Annotated in this window: 23 protein-coding genes; 13 read left to right on the forward strand and 10 right to left on the reverse strand. The window is 72.6% G+C overall.

The genetic code is table 11. The annotated features are described in order from the left end of the window. Positions 1-45: 45 nt before the first annotated feature. Positions 46-768, reverse strand: a complete 723-nt coding sequence (locus tag E1300_RS21620; RefSeq protein WP_131758850.1) for an SDR family NAD(P)-dependent oxidoreductase — start codon at positions 766-768, stop codon at positions 46-48. A 154-nt stretch (positions 769-922) separates the two neighbouring features. Here E1300_RS21620 and E1300_RS21625 point away from each other — a divergent pair, with 154 nt between their 5' ends. Further along, complete coding sequence (locus E1300_RS21625; protein ID WP_131758851.1) at positions 923-1936, forward strand: sigma-70 family RNA polymerase sigma factor; 1014 nt, start codon at positions 923-925, stop codon at positions 1934-1936. Positions 1937-1971: 35 nt separating this feature from the next. Here E1300_RS21625 and E1300_RS21630 read toward each other — a convergent pair whose 3' ends face one another. Genes E1300_RS21630 through E1300_RS21640 form a run of 3 tightly spaced genes read right to left on the reverse strand, consistent with a single transcriptional unit; the run spans position 1972 to position 3157 of the window. Continuing rightward, positions 1972-2166: a DUF397 domain-containing protein gene (locus tag E1300_RS21630; protein ID WP_131758852.1), complete on the reverse strand. Its 195-nt coding sequence runs from the start codon at positions 2164-2166 to the stop codon at positions 1972-1974. 8 nt (positions 2167-2174) lie between these two features. Further along, positions 2175-2384 carry a DUF397 domain-containing protein gene (locus E1300_RS21635; protein ID WP_131758853.1) on the reverse strand — a complete coding sequence of 70 codons (210 nt, stop codon included), beginning with the start codon at positions 2382-2384 and terminating at the stop codon, positions 2175-2177. Beyond that, positions 2381-3157 carry a helix-turn-helix domain-containing protein gene (locus tag E1300_RS21640; RefSeq protein ID WP_131758854.1) on the reverse strand — a complete coding sequence of 259 codons (777 nt, stop codon included), beginning with the start codon at positions 3155-3157 and terminating at the stop codon, positions 2381-2383. Before E1300_RS21640 ends, E1300_RS21635 begins: the two co-directional genes overlap by 4 nt. A 173-nt stretch (positions 3158-3330) precedes the next feature. On the opposite strand from E1300_RS21640, the gene E1300_RS21645 reads away from it, so the two are divergent. From E1300_RS21645 to E1300_RS21655, 3 genes are all read left to right on the forward strand, one after another. Continuing rightward, entirely contained in the window at positions 3331-3579 is a 249-nt protein-coding gene (locus E1300_RS21645; RefSeq protein WP_131758855.1) for a hypothetical protein, read from the forward strand. Then, complete coding sequence (locus E1300_RS21650) at positions 3576-3854, forward strand: hypothetical protein (protein ID WP_131758856.1); 279 nt, start codon at positions 3576-3578, stop codon at positions 3852-3854. Before E1300_RS21645 ends, E1300_RS21650 begins: the two co-directional genes overlap by 4 nt. Before the next feature lie 100 nt (positions 3855-3954). Then, on the forward strand, positions 3955-4482 hold the full coding sequence (locus tag E1300_RS21655; RefSeq protein WP_131758857.1) for a hypothetical protein: 528 nt from the start codon (positions 3955-3957) through the stop codon (positions 4480-4482). Positions 4483-4516: 34 nt separating this feature from the next. On the opposite strand, the gene E1300_RS21660 is transcribed toward E1300_RS21655, so the two are convergent. Next, positions 4517-5296, reverse strand: coding sequence for an alpha/beta fold hydrolase (locus E1300_RS21660; RefSeq protein ID WP_165502925.1), 780 nt, complete (start codon positions 5294-5296; stop codon positions 4517-4519). A 291-nt stretch (positions 5297-5587) separates the two neighbouring features. On the opposite strand from E1300_RS21660, the gene E1300_RS21665 reads away from it, so the two are divergent. From E1300_RS21665 to E1300_RS21675, 3 genes are all read left to right on the forward strand, one after another. Beyond that, entirely contained in the window at positions 5588-6844 is a 1257-nt protein-coding gene (locus E1300_RS21665; RefSeq protein ID WP_131758859.1) for an alpha/beta hydrolase, read from the forward strand. Positions 6845-6881: 37 nt separating this feature from the next. Beyond that, a complete protein-coding gene (locus E1300_RS21670; RefSeq protein WP_131758860.1) occupies positions 6882-7436 on the forward strand; it encodes a hypothetical protein in 555 nt (184 codons plus the stop codon). Between the two features lie 169 nt (positions 7437-7605). Further along, positions 7606-8415, forward strand: a complete 810-nt coding sequence (locus tag E1300_RS21675; RefSeq protein WP_131758861.1) for a VOC family protein — start codon at positions 7606-7608, stop codon at positions 8413-8415. 69 nt (positions 8416-8484) lie between these two features. Here E1300_RS21675 and E1300_RS21680 read toward each other — a convergent pair whose 3' ends face one another. Together E1300_RS21680 and E1300_RS21685 are read right to left on the reverse strand one after the other, a co-directional pair. Then, positions 8485-10248, reverse strand: a complete 1764-nt coding sequence (locus tag E1300_RS21680; protein WP_131758862.1) for a GMC family oxidoreductase N-terminal domain-containing protein — start codon at positions 10246-10248, stop codon at positions 8485-8487. After that, complete coding sequence (locus tag E1300_RS21685) at positions 10245-11099, reverse strand: hypothetical protein (RefSeq protein ID WP_207399881.1); 855 nt, start codon at positions 11097-11099, stop codon at positions 10245-10247. The genes E1300_RS21680 and E1300_RS21685 overlap by 4 nt, the downstream gene beginning before the upstream one ends. 301 nt (positions 11100-11400) lie before the next feature. Here E1300_RS21685 and E1300_RS21690 point away from each other — a divergent pair, with 301 nt between their 5' ends. From E1300_RS21690 to E1300_RS21710, 5 genes are all read left to right on the forward strand, one after another. Continuing rightward, entirely contained in the window at positions 11401-12525 is a 1125-nt protein-coding gene (locus tag E1300_RS21690) for an FUSC family protein (protein WP_131758863.1), read from the forward strand. 77 nt (positions 12526-12602) lie between these two features. Next, positions 12603-13361 carry a PIG-L deacetylase family protein gene (locus tag E1300_RS21695; RefSeq protein ID WP_131758864.1) on the forward strand — a complete coding sequence of 253 codons (759 nt, stop codon included), beginning with the start codon at positions 12603-12605 and terminating at the stop codon, positions 13359-13361. After that, on the forward strand, positions 13358-14068 hold the full coding sequence (locus E1300_RS21700) for a 4-carboxy-4-hydroxy-2-oxoadipate aldolase/oxaloacetate decarboxylase (protein ID WP_131758865.1): 711 nt from the start codon (positions 13358-13360) through the stop codon (positions 14066-14068). Before E1300_RS21695 ends, E1300_RS21700 begins: the two co-directional genes overlap by 4 nt. Further along, complete coding sequence (locus E1300_RS21705) at positions 14053-15183, forward strand: 4-oxalomesaconate tautomerase (RefSeq protein ID WP_242619306.1); 1131 nt, start codon at positions 14053-14055, stop codon at positions 15181-15183. Before E1300_RS21700 ends, E1300_RS21705 begins: the two co-directional genes overlap by 16 nt. Further along, on the forward strand, positions 15167-16114 hold the full coding sequence (locus E1300_RS21710; protein WP_131758866.1) for a catechol 2,3-dioxygenase: 948 nt from the start codon (positions 15167-15169) through the stop codon (positions 16112-16114). The genes E1300_RS21705 and E1300_RS21710 overlap by 17 nt, the downstream gene beginning before the upstream one ends. A gap of 83 nt (positions 16115-16197) precedes the next feature. On the opposite strand, the gene E1300_RS21715 is transcribed toward E1300_RS21710, so the two are convergent. Continuing rightward, positions 16198-17013 (reverse strand): DUF1932 domain-containing protein, encoded by an 816-nt coding sequence (locus tag E1300_RS21715; RefSeq protein WP_131758867.1) that lies wholly within the window; start codon positions 17011-17013, stop codon positions 16198-16200. Between the two features lie 90 nt (positions 17014-17103). Between E1300_RS21715 and E1300_RS21720 the strand changes: the two genes are divergently transcribed. Continuing rightward, the gene (locus E1300_RS21720; protein WP_207399882.1) at positions 17104-17745 is read left to right on the forward strand and encodes a GntR family transcriptional regulator; all 642 of its coding nucleotides are present in this window, start codon (positions 17104-17106) and stop codon (positions 17743-17745) included. Between the two features lie 13 nt (positions 17746-17758). Here the strand turns inward: E1300_RS21720 and E1300_RS21725 are convergent, their stop codons facing one another. Further along, entirely contained in the window at positions 17759-18781 is a 1023-nt protein-coding gene (locus tag E1300_RS21725) for a hypothetical protein (protein ID WP_131758868.1), read from the reverse strand. Between the two features lie 108 nt (positions 18782-18889). Then, positions 18890-20080 carry a Cmx/CmrA family chloramphenicol efflux MFS transporter gene (locus E1300_RS21730; RefSeq protein WP_131758869.1) on the reverse strand — a complete coding sequence of 397 codons (1191 nt, stop codon included), beginning with the start codon at positions 20078-20080 and terminating at the stop codon, positions 18890-18892. Positions 20081-20369 lie beyond the last annotated feature (289 nt).

The following is a 20369-nucleotide window of genomic DNA, read 5'->3' on the forward strand; positions in this document are numbered from 1 at the left end:
CATGGCCTGGGCCCGGTCTTGCCTTGGAGCAGCAGACTCGTTCGGCTACCGGTTCTGGGCCTCGCCGACAAGCGCCGCGTTCTGACGTTCGAGCGCCTTGACCGCCCCTCCATGCCAGCTATCGGCAAGGGCCTGGGAGAAGGGATCGGGGAAGATCTCGTCCTCTCCCTTGTCCAGCGCGTCGAGGATGGCCGCGGCCACCGACCGCGGTGACGCCTTCGGGAGTTCGAGGTCGCGCACCATGTCGGTGTCCACGGGACCGGGCAGCACGGCGTGGACGTCCACGCTCTGGCCGGCGAGAGTGGCACGCAGCGACTGCGTCAGCGAGAAGGCGGCCGCCTTGGAGATCGAGTACGCGGGACTGATGGGCACGGCGGCCACCGCGGCCAGTGACAGCACGTTGACGATCGCGCCTCGTGACTCGATGAGCCGAGGCAGGAAGGCCTGCGTGACGGCGTAGGGGCCGAAGAGGTTGACCGCGAGATGCCGTTCGAGGGCGGCTCGATCGGCCAAAGCCTCATGGCCGTAGACGCCCGCGTTGTTGATCAGGACGTCGAGCGAGTCGACGGTCTCGGCGGCGAGGTCGATCTGGGCGGCGTCCGTCACGTCCAGGATCAAAGGCGTGACGCGCTCGTCCGCGGTATCCAGGGCCTGCCGTGTGCCGGCGTAGACCCGTCCGGCGCCCCTGCTCAGCGCCTCCTCGACCAGCGCCCGTCCTATACCGCGGTTGGCTCCGGTGACCAGGACCGTCTTGTCCGTGAGCGTCATGTGTGCTCCTCATGAGGTGGAATCGAGCCGTCGACGGTGCAGACACCACGCTGTGGAGGAATCGGGCGGGCGTGGAGCGCCCAGTTCTCGGCCGGCCCGGTGTCAGAACCGGAGAAGGGCCGGCGGGAACCGACACCAGGCGGGGTGATGAGACGTGACGGCGAGCGAGCTGATCGCGAGGGCGCGGGCCGGCGACGGCGAGGCGTTCCGGCAGTTGACCGAGCCGCATCGCCGGGAGTTGCACATGCATTGCTACCGGCTGCTCGGCTCGTTCCAGGACGCCGAGGACGCTCTGCAGGACACGCTGCTCGCGGCGTGGCGGGCACTCGACCGGTTCGGCGGTCGCGCCTCGATCCGCACCTGGCTGTACCGGATCGCCACGAACCAGTGCCTCAACGCGATTCGATCGGCCGGCCGTCGCCCGGCGAAGGAGTGGGACGTGCCCAGGATCGAACCGCCGGAGCCGAGCCGACTCGGCGAAGTCGTGTGGCTGGAGCCGTACCCTGACGCTCTCTTCGACGGTGCGATCGCCGCGCCGCCCGGACCGGAAGCACGCTATGAGCAGAAAGAGGCCATCTCGCTGGCGTTCGTCACCGCGCTGCAGATCCTGCCGGCACGCCAACGCGCCGTCCTGATCCTGCGCGAGGTGCTCGGCTACCCGGCGGCCGAGGTCGCCGGGATGCTCGACTCCTCCGTCGATTCGGTCAACAGCGCGCTCAAACGGGCACGCGCCACGCTGCACCGGCGAATCCCGCCGAGCGGGATGGACGGGTCACCACCCGCGCCCCCTTCGCCGGCCCAAGAGGCACTCGTGGCGGAGTTCGCCCGTGCCTACGAGTCCGGCGACGTCGACGCCCTGGTCGGCCTGCTCACCGACGACGCCCGCGTCTCCATGCCGCCGATGCCGCTGGAATACCTCGGCCGCGACGCCGTCGCCGGGTTCTACGCCGCGCTCATGACCGCCGACCGGAAGTACCACCTGGTGCCTACGCGCGCGAACGGCCAACCGGCATTCGGTACCTATCTGCGCTCGGGCCGCGATGGCATCCGGCGTGGGACGGGCCTCGTGGTCCTCACCTTGGCCGGCGATCGTCTCCACGCCGTGACCCGTTTCGACAACAGCGTCCTTCCATGGTTCGGGCTCCCGCGGTCCCTCCCCTGCGACTGACCGCCTTGCTTTCAGGTTCCGGTCGGTCGGGTCGATCAGCTGAGTCGGCCGGCCTTGATCCCTTGGACGAACGCGCGCCAGCTCGCGGCGTCCAGAGTCAGTTTCGGGCCCTCGGGATCCTTAGAGTCCCGCACGCCGATCCCATCGCCGAACCCCGCCACTTCGACGCAATTGCCGCCCGAGTGGTCGCTCCGACTGCTCTTGCGCCACTGGACGCACTGGCTTCCCATGACGCCCCTCAGGCCGCTCCCGGCCGATCGGCCTTGATCCCTCGGATGAACGCGCGCCAGCTCGTGGCGTCCAGAGTGAGTTTCGGGCCCTCAGGGTTCTTGGAGTCGCGAACGCCGATTCCGTCGCCGAGCCCCGCCACCTCGACGCATTCGCCGCCGCTGTGGCCACTATGACTGCTCTTGCGCCACTCAATGGCATGTGAGCCTGACGCTTTCATAGGTCCTCCTGTAGAGACCTGAGCATTGCTCGCGACTCTTCGATGGGGAGTGCGTGACCTCGGACTAGATCCCAGCGTACAAGCTTCTCTTTGACCTTGCTCGGATCTCTGATGAGCATGCCTTCTCCGGAGGACTCGGTATAGGCGATATCCGCCTGGTCCTTGAATCCCAAGATCATCAGAAGTCCTTCGAGCCCTGCGTGATAGCCCACCCGCTCCGGCACGATGTTGAGCATCACGGTCGGCTGCTCGCTCGCCTTCAGCAAGGCGTCGAGCTGCTCATGCATGACCTCCTTGCCCCCGACCTTGCGGCGCAGAGCGGTCTCCTCCAAGGTCAGCCAAACTCGGGGCGGGTCCTCCTGTGAGAGCAGGGCCTGGCGGCTCATCCGCTTGGCGATCAGGTCCTGAGTGCCATATGTGTCGATAGCGCTGATCACGGTCTCTGCGTAGCGCTCGGTCTGGAACAACCCGGAGATGATGAGCGGACAGTAGGCGCGGACCGTCCGAGCCCGCTTCTCGTGATCCGCGTACTCGGGAAAACCCGGAGGAAGTGCCGCTTGCAGCTCGATGTCGATGGCGAGCTTCCAGAGGCGGTGGAAGTGGCCGCCGGTGGTGAAGTAGGTGTCGAGGTCGAGGGCGCTCTGCTCGGAGATCTTGCGGCCGCTCTCCATGGTGCTGATCCATTGCGGCGTGCAGCCGAGAGCGTCCGCGAGTTCCTTGCCGGTGAGGCCGGACGCTTCGCGCATGCGGCGGAGTTCGGAGCCGAAGAACATGCGGGCTCGGTTCGCGTTCACGGGGGGCCTCCGGAGTAACCGCGAGGGCGGGTTGTTTCGATCTTCCGCTGGGGTTGATCGGGGGTTGTGAGCGGTCACTTCCCGAGCGTAACCAATGTTTGTGAATCTGGCGGTGGTGTTTCGGAGACGACGGTGAAAGGGCTTCCGTGGGTATGAAGGTGTATTTCGGTGACTTGCAGGAAGGTGTGCGATTCGCCCCGCTTTCTGGGTGGTACAGCGAGCCGTTCGAGGACGGCTTCACGGCGCGGCGGCTCGCGGGGCTGAGCGAATATCAGCTCCGCAACGGGTGCCTGGACGAGGTGCGCGCGGGTGACATGGGGGAGTTGTGGCTCCTGTGTGACGCGCAGACGCGGCTCGCGGAGCGGGTGGCGGTCGCGGAGAGTGTCAGGGGACGTGTGTGACCGAGATGGCGCAGGCCCGGCTGGCGGCGCTGGGGATGCATCTGCGGGCCCACGGCTTCGCGACCGAGACGGTGGACGGTGGGCTCGTCGTCCGCAACTCGGCCTCGCCCGGGTGCTGTGACGCGCAGCCGACGGCGGCGGACACGATCCGGTGCCGTCCCCACACCGGGGACGGGGGCCGGTACTGGTTCTTCACGTCGTGGGGCCTGCCCATCGCGGAGGCGGACCGGGTCACCGACGCGCTCGTCAGGATCAAGGGGTATCTGGGCGCCTGATCGTGGTCCGCGCATGCTTCGACGGGCGTGGAAATAGTGGGGCTCTACGGTCGTGCTGGGCCCGGCGGCGGGTTCCGGTTCTGGTGGTGGGAGGTAGGGGATGGACGACGAGGTACCGGCCACGGACGAGCGTGACCCGGCGGCGGTGGTGACGGGGATGATCGACCACGTGCTCACGCTGGCGGAGACGTGGACGGCGTGGGGCGGCCGTCCGCTGCCCGCCGATGACCGGATCTACACGCCGCACAAGGCGGTCCGTCGCGTCGCGGACCATCTCGTCGACCACCTGGCGGAGATCGAGGCGCGGCTGTCCGGGCGGGAGCCGCTCGCCGACCACTGGCACGCGTCGATGGTCACGACTCCGGCGGACCTGGCACCCTTCACCGGGGAGGACCTGGACGAGGCGCGGAGCCGGCTGGGCAGGCTGGGGCTCGTGTGGGCCGCCCGGCTCGGCGCGCTGACGGACGACCAGCTCGACCGGTCGCCCGGAAAGGGCTGGACGTTCCGGCAGATCGCCTTCCACATGGGCGACTCGACCTACTACGCCGACTCCGTCGGGCATCTGGCGGTCGCCGGAGAGGGCACAGGTCCGAACCCGGCCGCGCTCACCCAGCCCAGAACCGGTTGAGAGCCCGGACGCTCCCTGCCATCGGCCGGCATGGTCAGCGTCTGTCGTGCTCTTCCAAGAAGGCGCGCACAACCGCGTGTGGACGCTCGCTCGCGACCCAGTAGACATGGCGCTCGCCGTCGAATACCCGCAAGGTGCTTCGGGGGATCTCCCGGGCGAGAAGCCTGGCGTTCTCCACGACCGCCAGCTCGTCATCGGCACCGTGGAGGATCAGCGTCGGAGGCTTGATCTGGGCGGGCACCGGCCCGTCGTGACGTGCGACGGCGGCGAGATGGGCGCCCATCGCGCTGATGGACGCGGACGGGAGCACCGATGTCGCGGTGTGCGGATGCTCGGCCAGCCAGGCGTCGGTGTAGAAGAGCGCGGACAGCCGCGCGCCGTCTCCCGAGTTGAGGGCGTCCGTCGCGTGCTGCGGACGGGCCACGCCGGTTCCGTCGCCGACGGTGGTCGAGCCGAGCACCAGCGCCGCCACCCGGTCCGGGTGGAGAGCGCCGAGCCACTGCGCGATGCGCCCGCCCATCGAGTGCCCGTAGACCATCGCCCGCTGGACGCCTGCCGCATCGAGCACCGCGACGGCATCCCGGGCGAAGCCTGACATCGACCAGTCGTCCGGGAAGTGGTCGCCGCTTGCGCCGGTGCCGCGGTGGTCCATGACGATGACGGGTCTGCCGTCGAAGTCGCCGTCCGCGGAGTCCCAGCCGTGGTGATCGAGCGCCAGGCCCTGGATGAGGAGGAGCGGTGTCGTCTCGCGGTCGGTCTCGCCGGTCACGGCGTACCAGATCTTCTGTCCGTCATCGGTGTTCGCGTAGCCCACACATCGATTCTGTCGAGGGGCACCGACATTCAGGGGACGCCTCCCTGGTGCCGGGTCGCAACAGAGGCCACCTCGTGATCCGGGTTCGCCTTACACGATCTTGGGGTGGCGGTGATAATGGGGGCTGTGGGTCGCGTGGTGTGACGGTGCGTCACATGCGCGGGCCGCTATTGCACTTATTGGCAATACTTGCGAGTGTGACGCTCGGGACAGTAGTTTCTTCGGGCGAGTGAGCGCCGGGCCGGAGCGGCCTGATCGGCTGCGGGAGCGGCCTGACCGGCTGGGGAGTCCATGAAGAAGCGTACCGACAGGAAGATCGCCATCGCGGGCACCGCCGCGGCCGCCGTGCTGCTGCCCGCCGTGATGGTGGGGCTCGCGCAGGCGGGCGTGGGCACCTCGTCCGCGAAGAAGGAGTCGGCGTCGGAGAACGAGCCGATCCCGTCGTTCGGTCCGCTGGCGCAGCAGGCGCAGGCGTCGGTGTCGGCGTCGCCGTCCGCGTCGCCCAAGGCGGCGCCGAAGCTGCCCGCGAAGGCGCTGACCACGAACCCGTTCACGACCGGCGGCGGGTCGCCGAGCGCGAACGACCCCGACCGGAACGCCGCGCAGCACGGCAAGAAGCCGCACATGCCGGCGAGCGACGGGCTCAAGGGCTACAAGACGGCGGACGACGGCGCGAAGATCACCAAGGTCGCGAAGGTCAACTCCTCGCAGTTCGACGTCACGATCGCGTCCCCGGCCCTCGGCGCCGAGGTGAAGACCCGCGTGATGATCCCGAAGGGCTGGAAGCAGTCCTCGACCCGCACCTGGCCGGTCGTGTACGCCTACCACGGCGGCAACAACAAGTACACGTCCTGGACGAAGGACTCCAACATCGCGAAGGTCGCCGCCGGGTACTCGGCGATGGTCGTGATGCCCGAGGGCGGCTGGAACGGCTCGTACACCAACTGGTGGAACGGCGGCAGGGGCGGCATCCCCGAGTGGGAGACCTTCCACATCAACGAGGTCATCCCGCTGATGGAGCGGAACTTCCACGCGGGGTCGAGCCGCGCCGCGATCGGGCTGTCGTCCGGCGGGCAGGGCGCGATCACCTACACCGAGCGCCACCCCGGCCTGTTCAAGTACGTCGCGTCCTACAGCGGGCCGCTGAACATCACCGCGCCCGGCATGCCGGCGGTCCTGACCGCGATGAACAAGGAGGCGGGCACCTCCATCTGGGGCGACCCGGTCACCAACCGCGCGAACTGGCAGGCCCACGACGGGACGGTGATGGTCGCCAAGCTGAAGGGCGTCGGCGTCTACGTGTCGTCCGGGAACGGCGAGGTCGGCCCGTACGACAAGCCGGGCACGGCGGCCTGGGACGCGGGGCGCGTCGGCGAGCAGCTCGCGGGCCAGATGAACGAGAACTTCGTCGCGGCCGCCCGGCGGGCGGGCGTGCCGGTCACCGCCAACCTGTACGGGCCGGGCATGCACAACTGGAAGTACTGGAAGCGCGAGCTGGTCCGGAGCTGGCCCGCCGTCGCCGCCGCCATCGGCGCCCGCAAGGGCTGACCCGCCCCGCCCCGGACGTCCCGGGCGGCCGGTAGCGATGAAGGGGTTCGCGCGACGGGAGTTCCAGCTCGTCCTGCTGCGCCGGATGGCCGACTACCAGCCGGTCCTGGTCGAAGGGGCGATGCGCGAGCTGGGCGCCTCCCGGACGGAGATGCGGGAGGTCAACGCCCGCTGGCAGCGCATCCTCCGGTCGCGGACGTTCCCGCGCGGGCTGCGCCGCTACGAGGCCGTGCTCGGCCCGGCGGCCGTGGAGGAGCGGCGGGTCGGCGACGTGGTGTGCGAGGTGGCGTGGTGGCCGCCGCTGCCGCTGTGGCCCGGGCTGCGTTTCGAGGTCGTGCTCGCGCCGGACGGCTCGGTCGCGCACGAGTGGCTCGTCCGGGACGCCGGTGTCCCGGTGCCGCGGCTGGAGACGGTCGATGACCTGGTTCCGTGGTCGTGCGTGGTCGGCGACCTGGAGGCGCGCTTCGGGCCGGTCGTCCACCAGGACGGGGACGCGCCCAGCCGGTGGCATGTCACGTTCACCGCGCCGGACGGCGCCTCCTACGTCGCGCATTTCGTCTGGGGCCTCCTGCACGAGGTGGCCGGCGTCTGAAAACAGCGCGAGCGGCGAGGCCGACAGTGCGCTCTTGGCCACGATTTGGGCATTCTTGGCGATTTCTGGACCGCCGCCTCGGCCGCCCTTGCGGTGCCGCCCGTAGCGTGGTGTCCATGCGCGCTGTGCCGATGCGCGGAATGTCCGTCCGTGCCGGGGGAGGTCGGCGATGCCGGAGGTGAGCGGGTACGACCCGGGCTGGCCGACCTGGGCCGAGCTCGCGAGCCCGGACCCGGAGGCGTCGCGGGCCTTCTACTGCGGCCTGTTCGACTGGTACTCCTACACGCTGACCGTGGCCGACCTCGGCGACTACGAGATCTTCACGCTCGGCGACGTCCAGGGGCCCGAGGTCGCCGGGATGCAGACGCTCGCCGACGACTCGCTGCCGTCGTCCTGGACGTGCTACTTCCGCACCGACGACGTCGACGCCGCCGTCGAGACGGTGCGGGCCGCGGGCGGGCAGGAGCTGATGGAGCCCACGGACGTCGCGGGCCTCGGGCGGATGGCGCTCTGCTCCGACCTGGAGGGCGCCGACTTCGCGCTCTGGCTGCCGTTCGACCTGCGGGGCGCGGGCGTCGCGGACGAGCCGTCCGCCGTGTGCTGGGTCGAGCTGGCGTGCCGCGACGTCGAGCGGGCCCGGCGGTTCTACGGCGAGGTCTTCGGCTGGAAGGCCGTGGACCGCAGCTACTACAGCCGCACCTACACCAACTTCAAGATCGGCGAATGGTCGGTGGCGGGGCTGGTGCCGCTGGACGAGTTCTGGGGGCCGGAGGTCCCGCCCCACTGGGTGCCCTACTTCGAGGTCGCCGACTGCGACGCGTCCGCCGAGCGGGCCGTCGGGCTCGGCGCGCGGATCGACCTCGGGCCGACCGACATCGCGCCGGGCCGGTTCTCGGTCCTCACCGACCCGACCGGCGCCCGCCTGACGATCATCAAGCCGGACCGGAGGCGGCACGCCCTCTTCGACCGCGGCACCTGAGCGCGGCCCGCGGCACCTGAGCGCGGCCCCGGGCTTCCTCGCGGCGAGGCGGGATCAGCGCAACGGTGGTCAGAGGGCGGCGGAGATGCGGTGGTCGGTCGAGGGGACGGGGTCCTCGCGGCCGACGAACGGGTGCCCGCCGAAGTGCCGGACGAAGATCGTCTCGGCGGTGCGGGTGGCGAGCGCCTGCGTGGTGAGGGTCGGGTTGGGGCCGCCGAGGCTGTTGGCGAGCGCGGAGTTGTCGGCGACGTAGAGGCGCCGCACCCAGCGGCTCTGCGCGTCGGCGCCGAGCACCGAGTCGTCCGCGGACAGGCCCATCCGCATGGACGAGTGGACGTGCAGCAGCAGCGGCGCCCAGTCGAACCGGTAGACGTGCGTGGCGCCGGCCCGGCGCAGCAGCTCGGTGGCGCGGCGGGCGAGGAACTCGCGGGCGGCGAGCGTCCGCCGGCTGCGCTGCCGGTGCCGGAACACGACCTTCGGGACGGCGCCGTGCTCGTCGGGCGGCAGCGCGGACAGCGTGGCGCGGTTCTGCGCCTCGACGTCGTCCCCGGTCAGGATGAGGACGTTGAGGAGGCGGTCGACGCCGTGGCCGAGGGCCTCCTTCAGCTCGGGGCCGATGACGCGGCCCGTCCGGCCGTCCCAGGGGCCGGTCAGCCCGCGGCCGTTGCGGTACTGGCCGCGGATGCCGCTGTCCGACAGCGCCATGGAGAACGCCTGCATGGCCGGGGGGAGGCCGATGTTCTCCAGGGCGCCGTAGCCGGGGAAGTCGCAGCGGGCGGCGGAGCTCGGGCCGCGGGACGAGCCGGTGTCGCGGTCGAACAGGCCGGTGACGCCGTCCAGGAAGTGGTCGGTGTAGCCGCGCCCGACCCAGCCGTTCGGGTTCGGCAGGCCGCTGTTCAGCCAGAGCCGCGGCGTCTCGGTGGTGCCGCCGGCCAGGACGACGACGGCGGCGTCCTCGCGGTGCCGCTCGCCGGTCACGGTGTTGCGCCAGGTCACGCCGGTCGCGACGAGCTCCCCGTCCCGCCGGGCGGTGTGCACCTTCGTCACGTAGGAGTCGGCCAGCAGCGTGACGGCGCGGCCGTGCGGCGACCACGCGGGCGCGGTGAGCGCCATCGGGACGTAGCTGTTGTCCGTCGAGCGCTTCGCGTACTGGTTGCGCGGCGCGGACGCGGGCTCCATGCAGCCCTGGAGGCAGTAGCCGCAGAACGTGCAGCCGGTGGCCTCGGGGTAGTGCAGGTGGGCGGGGTCGCCGGTCCGGCCGGCGGTCCCGCCGGGTTGCAGGATGGCGTTCTCCTGCGGGCGGTACGACCAGCGCAGGGTGTCCTTGGTGGTCTGCACGGGGATGCCGAGGCGCTCGGCGCCGCCCAGGAACACGGTCTCCTTGACGCCCATCGCCGCCGTCTGGACGGGCAGGGTCGCCTCCACCCACTCGTAGTAGGGCACCAGCTCGTCGTAGGTGAAGGGGAAGGCGTGCTCGGTGTCGTAGCTGCCGCGGTCGGCTCCGGTGTAGCCCTTGAAAACACCGCGGTAGGCGCGGGGCGAGTTGCCGTAGTAGTGGAGGGTGGTGCCGCCGACCCCGGAGGCCTGGAGCAGGAAGCCGTTCTGCGGTTGCTCCCTCAGCCACTCGGGCTTGCGGCGGTCGGACGGGCCGACGCGCAGGAACCCTGTGAGCGGGTTGTTGGCGTCGTTTTCGAAGTGCGTCCACTCCTTGGGCGGGTTCCCGTGCCTGGCGCCGCCCTCCAGCAGCAGGACGTCGAGGCCGCGCGCCGCCAGCTCCTTGGCGACCACCGGTCCGCCCGCGCCGGCGCCCACCACGATCACATCCCGGCTCATCCGGTCGTGCTCCTTCGTCCCTGGTAGTAGCCGCGGAACTCGGGCCGTCCCGCCTCGGCGTACTGGTAGCCGGTGACCTGCCAGCCGACCGGACGGGCCCGGAGCCGCCTGGTCCCGGGGTCGAAGACGGCCCATTCGGAGTAGCCGCCGAGGGCGGACAACTCCAGCAGCGCCCCGCCGAGGTAGCGCAGGAGCCCGGACGCCGTGCGCTTCAGCGGCTCGGGGAGCTGCGCGTCCACCACCTCGACCAGGGCCGGGTCGGGGCCTTCGATCATTTCGAAGACCTTGGCCTTGCCCCGGTAGGGGAGGCGGGCGAAGGGCGTCAGGAACGGTCCGGTGAGCGAGCGCGGGTCGGCCCGCACCGCCTCGGCGTTCAGCAGCAGCGCCACGACCGGGGACAGCGGGATGACGGCGTCGCTCTCGAAAAGGCCGGCCCCGGCCGGGCCGAGGAGGGGCAGCAGCGCGTCGGCCAGCCCTCCCGCGGGCAGGTCGGGGAACGGGAGGTAGCGGTCGAGCATGTCCACGAGGAAGGCGGGCAGCCCGGCCTCGATGCCGCCGGGTTCGGGGCGCGGCGTCCCCTGCGCCCGGGAGTAGGGGTCCGGGCCGGGCACGACGAAGACGGCGAGGCCCTTCATCGTGTCGAGCGTCCACTCGGCGAGGGCGTCCCGGCGCGCGGCGCGGACGTCCTGCCGCGCGGTGCGGGCGCCGGGAGCCAGGCGGGCCGAGGCGTGCGCCTCCCCCGGTGCGAGCGGGAGCGACGCCGCGGCGGCCAGCGCGCCCGCCGTCCCGAGGAACGCGCGGCGCCGGGTCCGAGGCATGCCCGGCTTCGGCTGGTCCGGCACCTCCGGCAACGGGGCTCCCGGCGCCTCCGGCAGCGGGGCATCCGACGCCTCCCGCTTCGGGGCGTGGGGCAGGTCCGGCTTCGGACTGTCCGGCTTCGGGTTGTCCGGTTTCGGCGCGTTCGGCACGTGATCGCCTCCGCCGTTCACGCTAACGGTGACCTTCCGATCTTTTTCCGTACTTTTCTCACAGAACGCGATCACCGTTTCGCGCTCGGTGGTGTAGCCCGCCTCAAGCTCGCAGGTCGGGGGGCCCGCATGGGCACCGGCCGGGGGCGTGATTGGCGGGACGGCTCGCGGGCAGTCCTTCCCGATGCCGATCAGGGGAGTGCGCCGCCACATGCTGCCCTTCGCCGGACGCCGGTACTGGGAGCAGCGGTCCAAGCTGACGGTCAAGGCCGTCCTCGCGTCGGTGTCGGCCTGGCTCGTCGCGAAGTACCTGGTCGGGCAGGACCAGCCGTACTTCGCGCCGCTCGCCGCGCTGCTGGGCGTGTATCCGACGGTCGTGCGGTCCGTCCGCGAGAGCCTGGCGTACGGGGCGGGGTTTCTCATCGGCGCGGCGATCGCGATCCCGGTGGGGCTGTGGATCGGGCCGAACGCGCTCGGCATCGCCGCCGTCCTCGTGTTCGCCATGATGGCGTCGGGGTGGCGGAGGCTGGGCGAGCAGGCGTCGCAGGTCGCGTTCACCGCCCTGTTCGCGCTGCTGGTCGGCGGCCACGAGGTCGTCGGGTACGCGCTGCCCCGGCTCGTGGACGTGGCCGTCGGCCTGGTGGTGGGCCTCGCCGTGAACGCCCTGGTGTTCCCGCCGCTGTACCTGCGCCGGGCCGAGGACGCCGTCCGGGAGCTCCGGGACGATCTCGCCGAGGCCGTCGAGGCGCTCGCCGGGGCCCTGGCCGGTCCCGGCGAGGGGACGGGCCGCTGGGACGAGCGGGAGGCGCGGCTGCTCGGCGTCCTGGAGCAGGCCCGGCATGCCTGCGACCAGGGCGGCGACAGCATGCGCGCCAATCCGCGCGCGAAGCTGCGGGGATATCGCGTGCTGCGGGGCGACGTCCCGGACCAGTGGTCCGCGCCGCGCCGGATGACGACGCTGGAGCACGCCACGGCGTACGTGCGGTCGATCGCGGGGACGCTGCGCGAGGCGCTGGAGGCGGAGTCCGAGGACCTGAGGTTCACGCCGGCCTTCCGCGGCGACTACGCGGGCCTGCTCCAGGCGCTCGCCGTCGTCGTGCGCCGGTGGCCGAACGACCCGAACGAGCCGAGCGAGTCGGACGCCGAGGCGCTGGCGGACGCCGAGGCGCTGGCGGAGGCCGAGCGCAGGCAGGAGTGGATGGAGAAGCCGTACGCCGACCGGGGTTCCGATGGGCCCGGGCTGTGGGATCCGCGGAAGGAGGTCCTGCGGCTGAGCCGCCTTCTCCTCGACGAGGTCCGTCCCGACTGAGCGGACGACGGGCCGGCTCGTCCGCCCTGTCCGCAAAATTGTTGACAATCTGGTCTACAAAGGGCCAGGGTAGGGGCATGAGCATCGAGACCACCACTCCATCGGACGGCCCGTCCGGCGCCCTCCTCGTCGTCAGCGCGCACGCCGGCGACTTCGTCTGGCGGGCCGCGGGCGCGATCGCGCTCGCGGCGGAGCGCGGCGAGCGCGCGAAGGTCGTCTGCCTGAGCTTCGGGGAGCGCGGCGAGTCCGCGCGGGCATGGCGCGAGGGCAAGGGGCTCGACGAGATCAAGGCGCTGCGGCGCGCGGAGGCGGAGGCCGCGGCGGCCGAGCTCGGCGCCGGGATCGAGTTCCTCGACGCGGGCGACTACCCCCTGCGCGAGACGCCGGAGCTGGTGGACCGGCTGGTGCGCGTCTACCGCGAGTTCGAGCCCACCGTGGTGCTCACCCACACGCTCGCCGACCCCTACAACGGCGACCACCCGGCCGCCGCGCGGATGGCGCTCCAGGCGCGGGTGCTCGCGCAGGCCATCGGGTACGACGCGCCCGGCGAGCCCCTTGGCGCGCCGCCGGTGTTCCTCTTCGAGCCGCACCAGCCCGAGCAGTGCGACTTCAGGCCGGACGTCCTGCTGGACATCACGCCGGTGTTCGAGCGCAAGCGCAAGGCCATGGAGTGCCTGCCCGCCCAGCAGCACATGTGGGAGTACTACACCGACCTCGCCAGGCGGCGCGGCGTCCAGCTCAAGCGGAACGCCGGCCCGAACCTCGGCCTCCCGCACACCACGATGGCGGAGGCGTACGTTCGCGTGTACCCGCAGACGACGGCGGTGCTGGCATGAGGACGGTCGTCGTCACCGATCCGCCGCGCGCGGACGCCGCCGAGGTCGACGCCCTCGCGGAGCACGGCGTCGCGACCGTGCACGAGGCGATGGGGCGGACGGGCTGCCTCGGCCCGCGCATCCGGCCCGTCCACCTCGGCTCCCGGATCGCCGGGACGGCGGTGACCGTGCTGTCCTGGCCGGGCGACAACCTGATGATCCATGTCGCGGTCGAGCAGTGCCGCCCGGGGGACGTGCTGGTCGTGGCGACCACCTCGCCGTCCACCGACGGCATGTTCGGCGAGCTGTTCGCGACCGCCCTCCAGCACCGCGGCGTGCGCGGCCTGGTCATCGACGCCGGGGTCCGGGACGTCGCGGACCTGCACGCGATGGGCTTCCCGGTGTGGTCGGCGGCCGTCAGCGCGCAGGGGACGGTGAAGGCCACGCCCGGCGCGGTCAACGTGCCCGTCACGATCGGCGGGCAGCGGATCCGGCCCGGCGACGCGATCCTCGCCGACGACGACGGTGTGGTGTGCGTCCCGCGCGAGGACGTCACGGAGGCGCTCGCGGCGGCCAAGGCGCGTGCCGAGAAGGAGGAGGCCACCCGCGAGGCGTTTCGCCGGGGCGAGCTCGGCCTCGACCGCTACGGGCTCCGCGACCGGCTCGCCGGGCTGGGCATCCGGTACCTGACAGCCGAGGAGTACGAGCGAGAGTGCGGGCGCTCATGACCGGCACGGCGAACTCCCCGGATCCCGGCGGCCTGCGCTGCATGCTGATGCGCGGCGGCACGTCCAAGGGCGCCTACTTCCTCGCCGAGGACCTGCCGTCCGACCCCGCCGAGCGCGACGACCTGCTGCTGCGCGTCATGGGCACCCCCGACCCCCGGCAGATCGACGGGATCGGCGGCGCGCACCCGCTCACCAGTAAGGTCGCCGTCGTCTCCCGCGCGGACGGCCCGGACGCCGGCATCGACTACCTGTTCCTCCAGCTCGGCGTGGAGGAGGCGACCGTCTCCGACCGGCAGAACTGCGGCAACCTGCTCGCCGGGATCGGCCCCTTCGCGGTCGAGCGCGGGCTCGTCGAGGCGGACCCGGAGCGCACGAGCGTCCGCATCCGGATGGTCAATACGGACAGCCTCGCCACCGCGACGTTCGCGACGCCGTCCGGGCGGGTCCGCTATGACGGTGACACCGCGATCTCCGGGGTGCCCGGGACGGCGGCGCCGATCGTCCTCGACTTCGCGGGCACCGAAGGGTCGGCGACCGGCGCGCTCCTGCCCACCGGACGCGTCCGCGACGAGATCGACGGCATCACCGTGACCTGCGTCGACAACGGCATGCCGGTCGTGGTCGCCGCCGCGTCCGACCTCGGCCGCACCGGCTACGAGACGCCCGCCGAGCTGGCCGCCGACGGCGCGCTGCGCGAGCGGATCCAGTCGCTGCGGCTCCAGGCGGGCGAGCTGATGGGCCTCGGCGACGTCTCCGGCTCGTCCGTGCCGAAGACGACGCTGGTCGCCCCGCCCCGCGATGGCGGGACGATCTGCACCCGCACCTTCATCCCGCTGCGCGTCCACGACTCGATCGGCGTGCTCGGCGCCGTGACCGTGGCGACCGCGCTGCTCGTCGACGGGGCCGTCGGCGCGGACCTCGCCGCCCCGGCCGGGCGGGGCGACGGGCCCATGGGCATCGAGCACCCCACCGGGCGGCTGGACGTCGGCGTCGAGCTCGACACCGCGGCCGACCCCCCGCGCGTCCTGCGGTCCAGCATCGTCCGGACCGCGCGCAAGCTTTTCGACGGCACCGTCTTCCCCCGCCCCGGAGGGCACCATGGCACCCAGGCATGAGATCGCGCACGTCGGCCACGTCGAGCTGCTGACCCCCGAGCCCGACCGGAGCCTGCGGTTCTTCACCCAGGTCATGGGCCTGACCGAGAACGGCAGGGACGGCGACTCCGTCTACCTCCGGACCTGGGACGACTACGAGCACCACACCCTCAAGCTCACCGCGCACGACACGTCCGGCATCCGCCGCACCGGGCTGCGCGCGTCCAGCCAGGAGGCCCTCGAACGGCGCGTGCAGGCGATCGAGGACGCCGGGCTCGGCATCGGCTGGCGCGACGGAGACCCCGGCATCGGCCCGACCTACCTGTTCCGCGACCCCGACGGCCACGAGCTGGAGGTCTACTGGGAGAGCGAGCGGTACGCGCCCCCGCCGGAGCTCGCGCCGGCGCTGAAGAACCAGGCGCAGGCGTACCCGGCGCGCGGCGTCTGCGTCCGCCGCCTCGACCACGTCAACTTCCTCGGCGCGGAGGTCGAGCCGAGCACCGAGTTCCTCCAGGACGTGCTGGGCGCGAGCCCCACCGAGCAGATCATGCTCGACTCGGGCCGGGTCTCGGGCCGCTGGATGCACTTCACCAACAAGTCCTACGACATCGTCTACACCCGCGACTGGACGGGCGCGAACGGCCGCCTCCACCACATCGCGTTCGCCACCGACACCCGCGAGGACATCCTCCGCGCCGCCGACATCTTCCTCGACAACGGCGTCCACATCGAGACCGGCCCGCACAAGCACGCCATCCAGCAGACGTTCTTCCTCTACGTCTACGAGCCCGGCGGCAACCGCATCGAGCTGTGCAACCCGTGCGCCCGCCTCATCCTCGCCCCCGACTGGGACCTCATCACCTGGACGGAGGCCGAGCGCGCCAAGGGCCAGGCGTGGGGGCTGAAGACCATCGAGTCGTTCCACACGCACGGCACCCCGCCGATCCCCTGAGGCCCCGGACGCCCCCGGCACGGGCGTGGCCGGGGGCGTCCGGCCCACGGTCGGACGCCGTCGGGTCTTCGCGTTGGGCGGCGTCAGGTCTTCGCGCCGGCCGCCAGGCGGGTGAGGAGGTCGCGGCTGGCGGCGGCCATCGCGGGCGGGACGTCCAGCTCGTCCAGCATCGTCGCGGCCGCCGCCATCTCGGCGGCGCGGCGGACCGCGTGGCGGTGCGTCCCCTCGACGAGCCGGTCCACCGTGCTCTCACCGGCGGAGACCAGCTCGGCGACGATGTTCCCGCGGAGCCAGTCCTCGCATCCGGCGGCCCGCGCGGCCTCCAGCGCCTCCACCACGGACGCGGCGAGCCCCTTGAAGAAGACGCTGCGCAGGAGCTTGCGGCCCGCCGCCGTCCCCGCCTCGCCGGGCAGCACGTCCACGGAGGCGCCGAGCGCGCGGAGGGCGCCCGCGACCCGGTCCGCGGCGTCCCCGCAGGCCAGCATCGGGGTCCGCAGGCCCCGCCCCGGCACCGGCGCCATGATCGCCACGTCGGCGAACGGCAGCCCGTGCTCGCGCGCGATGCCGTCCAGCTCCCGCTTCAGGCCGGGCGCCGCCGTGTTCAGGTCGGCCCACGCGGCGCCCGCCGCGGCGGCGCTCCGGGCCCCGGCGCGCAGCGCGTCCACCGCGTCGTGCGCGCTGTTGACGCTCAGCACGAGACCCGCGCCCTCGGCCGCCTCGGCCTCGCTGCCCGCCGGGACGATCCCGTCCGGCACCGGTTCGGCGCCTCCGGGCCGGAAGAGCGGGTCGTAGCCGCGCACGACCGCCCCCGCCGCGACCAGGTCCCGTGCGATCGCACCGCCCGCCTCGCCCAGCCCGAGCACGGCCACCACCGGCGCGGACGTCCCGTCAGTCGACATGGCGCTCCCTTCCAGGTCGCGGCGGAACCCGGGCCCCGCCCCGGGCTACACTAGGTCAGCGACAATATTGGCGACAATCTGGGGGAGCCGGTGCCGGAAGAGCGCCCCGTGGTGGCCGGGATCCGCGAGGCGATCCTCAGCGGCGAGTTCGTCCCGAACCAGCGGCTGATCGAGGCCGACCTGTCCGAGCGGTTCGCCGCGAGCCGCGCCGGGGTCCGGGCGGCCCTGCTGGAGCTGGCGAACGAGGGCCTCATCGAGCGGGTCCAGAACCGCGGCGCCCGCGTCCGTGCCGTCTCGCTCGCCGAGGCCGTCGAGATCTCCGAGGTCCGCATGGTCATCGAGGGCCTGTGCGCCGCCAAGGCCGCCGAGCGCGCCACCGCCGCCGACATCGAGGAGCTGCGCGGTCTCGGCGAGCGCATGCGCGCGGCCGTGGCGTCCGGCGACGTCCTCGGCTACTCGGCCCTGAACGAGCGGCTCCACCGCCGCGTCCGCGAGATCAGCGGTCAGGGCACGGCCTCGGACGTCCTGGAGCGGCTCCGCGCGCAGAACGTCCGCCACCAGTTCAGGCTGGCCATGCACCCGGGACGCCCGAACACGTCCCTCCCCGAGCACCTCGCCATCATCGACGCGATCGCCGACCGCGACCCGGACGCCGCCGAGCGGGCCGCCCGCGCCCACCTCCGCAGCGTCATCGGCACCCTCTCCGAGGTGGGCGCCGCCGACGCCCGCTGACGCGCGGCGCGGGTCAGCCGACGATGCGGAACACGCCGATGTCGTCGGCGAACGGCCCGGCGGACGTCGTCTGGTTGAGCGACGCCTCCACGCCCACCCAGCCGTGGAAGCGGCCGTCGTCGTCCACCACCTGGATCATGGGCTTGACGTGGGAGTTCCCCTTGTAGCAGGGCTGCTTCAGCGCGTCGGCGAGGTCGGTGTGCCAGTGCCACAGGGCGTCGCGGCGGTGCGCGCCCGCCCGGTCGGCGGGAGAGACGTAGTAGACGGTGTGAGCGGCGCGGCCCACGTTCGTCTCCGCGCCGAGGCACCGCCCGTCCGCGCAGCGGTTCCACCGCGTCACCCAGAACGGGGACCCGCCGCCCTGGTCGATGTACCCGGTATGGCCGACGCGGGGGTCGTAGTCGGTCTTCCACAGGAAGTACTCGTGCCTCAGCCGCGTATGGTCGGCGGCGGCGACCGCGGCGGCGGGCACCCGGGCGTCCCAGCGGGCGTTGCTGCCGTCGCCGAAGCCGTGCGTGGCGCCGAAGTTGTCGTCCACCAGCTCGATCCCGCCCAACCTGCCGCGCGCCTGCGGACGCAGCAACCAGCGCTCCCAGAGGCCGTCGCCCCACCACACGAGCAGCTCGTCCCGGTGCACGGCGTAGTGGCCGGTCATGCGCCGCGCCGCCGCCGCCGACTCCCAGCCGGCGGCGGTGAGCACCGTGCAGTCCCGCTCCGTGCACCCCTCGGCGAGGTTGCCCGTGCTCGTCCGGACCACGCGGGTCCGCTGCGACCACGCCCAGTGCTGCTCCGCGACGGTCCCGTCCGTCGCGAACGTGTACTGGCCGAGGCGGACCCAGTTGGCCGTCGACCCGGCGTTCAGCCCGCCGATGGCCACGGCGTAGTTCGCCTTCCCGAGCGGCAGACGCGCCTCGCCCGCGCGGACGTCCGCCGCCGCTGCGACCGGCGGCGCCGCCACGAGCAGTGCCATCACGAGCAGGGCAACTGCGAGCGGCCCCGCCGCGAGGGCGCCCGCCGTCGCGCCGACCAAGCGCATCTCGTCTCCAGGGGACCATCGTCACGGCAGCCGACGATCAACGATGGCCGCCCCGGCGCTCGCCCCGCGCGGACGACGGGCACCCGAACCCAGCCCTTGCCAGGACTCTTACCTCCCCCTTCCCTCACCCCGCCTGCGGGCGACGGCGGCCAGGGCCAGGGCCAGAGCCAGGGCCAGGGCGACCAGGAGCGCGCTGATGGCCAGGGGCGCGCGGTAGCCGAGGCCCGCGCTGAGCGCGACCGCGCCCAGGGCGGGGCCCGCGGCGGCGCCGACGTTCAGCGCGGCCGTCGCGAAGGCCCCGCCGAGCGTCGGCGCCTCGGGCGCGGCGTACAGCGACCGCGCGATCAGCGTGGACCCGACGGCGAACGACAGCGCCCCCTGGACGAACACGAGCACGACCGTGGCCGCCGGGATCCCGGCGGCCGCCGTGAACGCGCACCAGCCGATGAGCAGGGCGGCGCCTCCACCCGCGAGGAGCGGGACGGGATGCGCGTCCGCCATCCGTCCGCCGAGGGTGACTCCGGCGAACGAGCCGAGGCCGAACAGTGCCAGCAGGGCGGGCGCCCAGGCCGCGCCCAGCCCGGCGACCTCGGTGATCACGGGTGCGAGGTAGGTGAACGCGCAGAACGTGGCGCCGTTCACCAGGGCGCCCAGGAGGAGCAGCAGCCGCAACCGCCCCCGCCTCAACGCCCGCAACTCACCCCGCGCGCCTGGCGTGCCGGACGCGTCGGGTGCGTTCGGGGTCGGGGCGGCCGCGTCCGCCGGGACGGAGCGCACGATCGCGACGACCGCGGGCAGGGACAGGACGGCGACCGCCCAGAACGCCGCGCGCCATCCCCACGCCTGCCCGAGCAGGGCGCCGCCGGGAACGCCCGCGACACAGGCGAGCGTGACGCCGCCCAGGAGGACGGACGTGGCGCGTCCCTTGGCGTCCGGCGCCGCCATCGCCGCGGCGGTCGCGACGGCCACGGCGAGGAACCCGGCGTTGGCGAGCGCCCCGACGACCCGCGCGAGCAGCAGCACCGCGAAGCTCGACGTGACCGCGCCGAGGACGTGGACGCCGGCGAACGTGAGGAGGAACGCCAGCAGCGCGCGGCGCCGCGGCCACCGCAGGCTGAGGACCGCCATCAGGGGCGCGCCGACGATCATTCCCGCGGCGAACGCCGGGGTGAGCGATCCCGCGGCCGGAATGGACAGCCGCAGTTCGCCGGCGATTTCCGGAAGCAGTCCGGAGAGCATGAATTCCGATGTTCCCTGGGCGAAAATCGCCAGGGCGAGCATGTACACAGCGAATGGCAAGGAGAACTCCGCACCGCGTGCCGGCGCGGCATCGGACGGACCGCGCCGCCGCGCCGGAAAAGGGAGCCCGCGATCGAGAACGCGCCCTCAGGTCAGGTGTGGAACCAGGGACGCGGTCGAGCGGGAGAAGGACAGTCCGCTTCCGGCGGTGCGGTGGCAGGAGCTTGGGGCGGCCGGGAGGCCGCGGAGCTTCGACTCGCCACCGGACGGCCGGTGGCTAGCGTCTTGACGCCTCGGGACTGGACATGGCCCGCACGGTACCGCCGGCCGCCCCGTCCTGTCCAACCGG

The organism is Actinomadura fibrosa (assembly GCF_900659615.1).
Lineage (GTDB): Bacteria > Actinomycetota > Actinomycetes > Streptosporangiales > Streptosporangiaceae > Spirillospora > Spirillospora fibrosa.

Coding starts and splice junctions, on each gene's coding strand:
- E1300_RS21620 (WP_131758850.1), bottom strand. CDS start 768: ATGACGCTCACGGACAAGACGGTCCTGGTCACCGGAGCCAACCGCGGT.
- E1300_RS21630 (WP_131758852.1), bottom strand. CDS start 2,166: ATGGGAAGCCAGTGCGTCCAGTGGCGCAAGAGCAGTCGGAGCGACCAC.
- E1300_RS21635 (WP_131758853.1), bottom strand. CDS start 2,384: ATGAAAGCGTCAGGCTCACATGCCATTGAGTGGCGCAAGAGCAGTCAT.
- E1300_RS21640 (WP_131758854.1), bottom strand. CDS start 3,157: ATGTTCTTCGGCTCCGAACTCCGCCGCATGCGCGAAGCGTCCGGCCTC.
- E1300_RS21645 (WP_131758855.1), top strand. CDS start 3,331: ATGAAGGTGTATTTCGGTGACTTGCAGGAAGGTGTGCGATTCGCCCCG.
- E1300_RS21655 (WP_131758857.1), top strand. CDS start 3,955: ATGGACGACGAGGTACCGGCCACGGACGAGCGTGACCCGGCGGCGGTG.
- E1300_RS21665 (WP_131758859.1), top strand. CDS start 5,588: ATGAAGAAGCGTACCGACAGGAAGATCGCCATCGCGGGCACCGCCGCG.
- E1300_RS21670 (WP_131758860.1), top strand. CDS start 6,882: ATGAAGGGGTTCGCGCGACGGGAGTTCCAGCTCGTCCTGCTGCGCCGG.
- E1300_RS21675 (WP_131758861.1), top strand. CDS start 7,606: ATGCCGGAGGTGAGCGGGTACGACCCGGGCTGGCCGACCTGGGCCGAG.
- E1300_RS21680 (WP_131758862.1), bottom strand. CDS start 10,248: ATGAGCCGGGATGTGATCGTGGTGGGCGCCGGCGCGGGCGGACCGGTG.
- E1300_RS21690 (WP_131758863.1), top strand. CDS start 11,401: ATGCCGATCAGGGGAGTGCGCCGCCACATGCTGCCCTTCGCCGGACGC.
- E1300_RS21695 (WP_131758864.1), top strand. CDS start 12,603: ATGAGCATCGAGACCACCACTCCATCGGACGGCCCGTCCGGCGCCCTC.
- E1300_RS21700 (WP_131758865.1), top strand. CDS start 13,358: ATGAGGACGGTCGTCGTCACCGATCCGCCGCGCGCGGACGCCGCCGAG.
- E1300_RS21710 (WP_131758866.1), top strand. CDS start 15,167: ATGGCACCCAGGCATGAGATCGCGCACGTCGGCCACGTCGAGCTGCTG.
- E1300_RS21715 (WP_131758867.1), bottom strand. CDS start 17,013: ATGTCGACTGACGGGACGTCCGCGCCGGTGGTGGCCGTGCTCGGGCTG.
- E1300_RS21725 (WP_131758868.1), bottom strand. CDS start 18,781: ATGCGCTTGGTCGGCGCGACGGCGGGCGCCCTCGCGGCGGGGCCGCTC.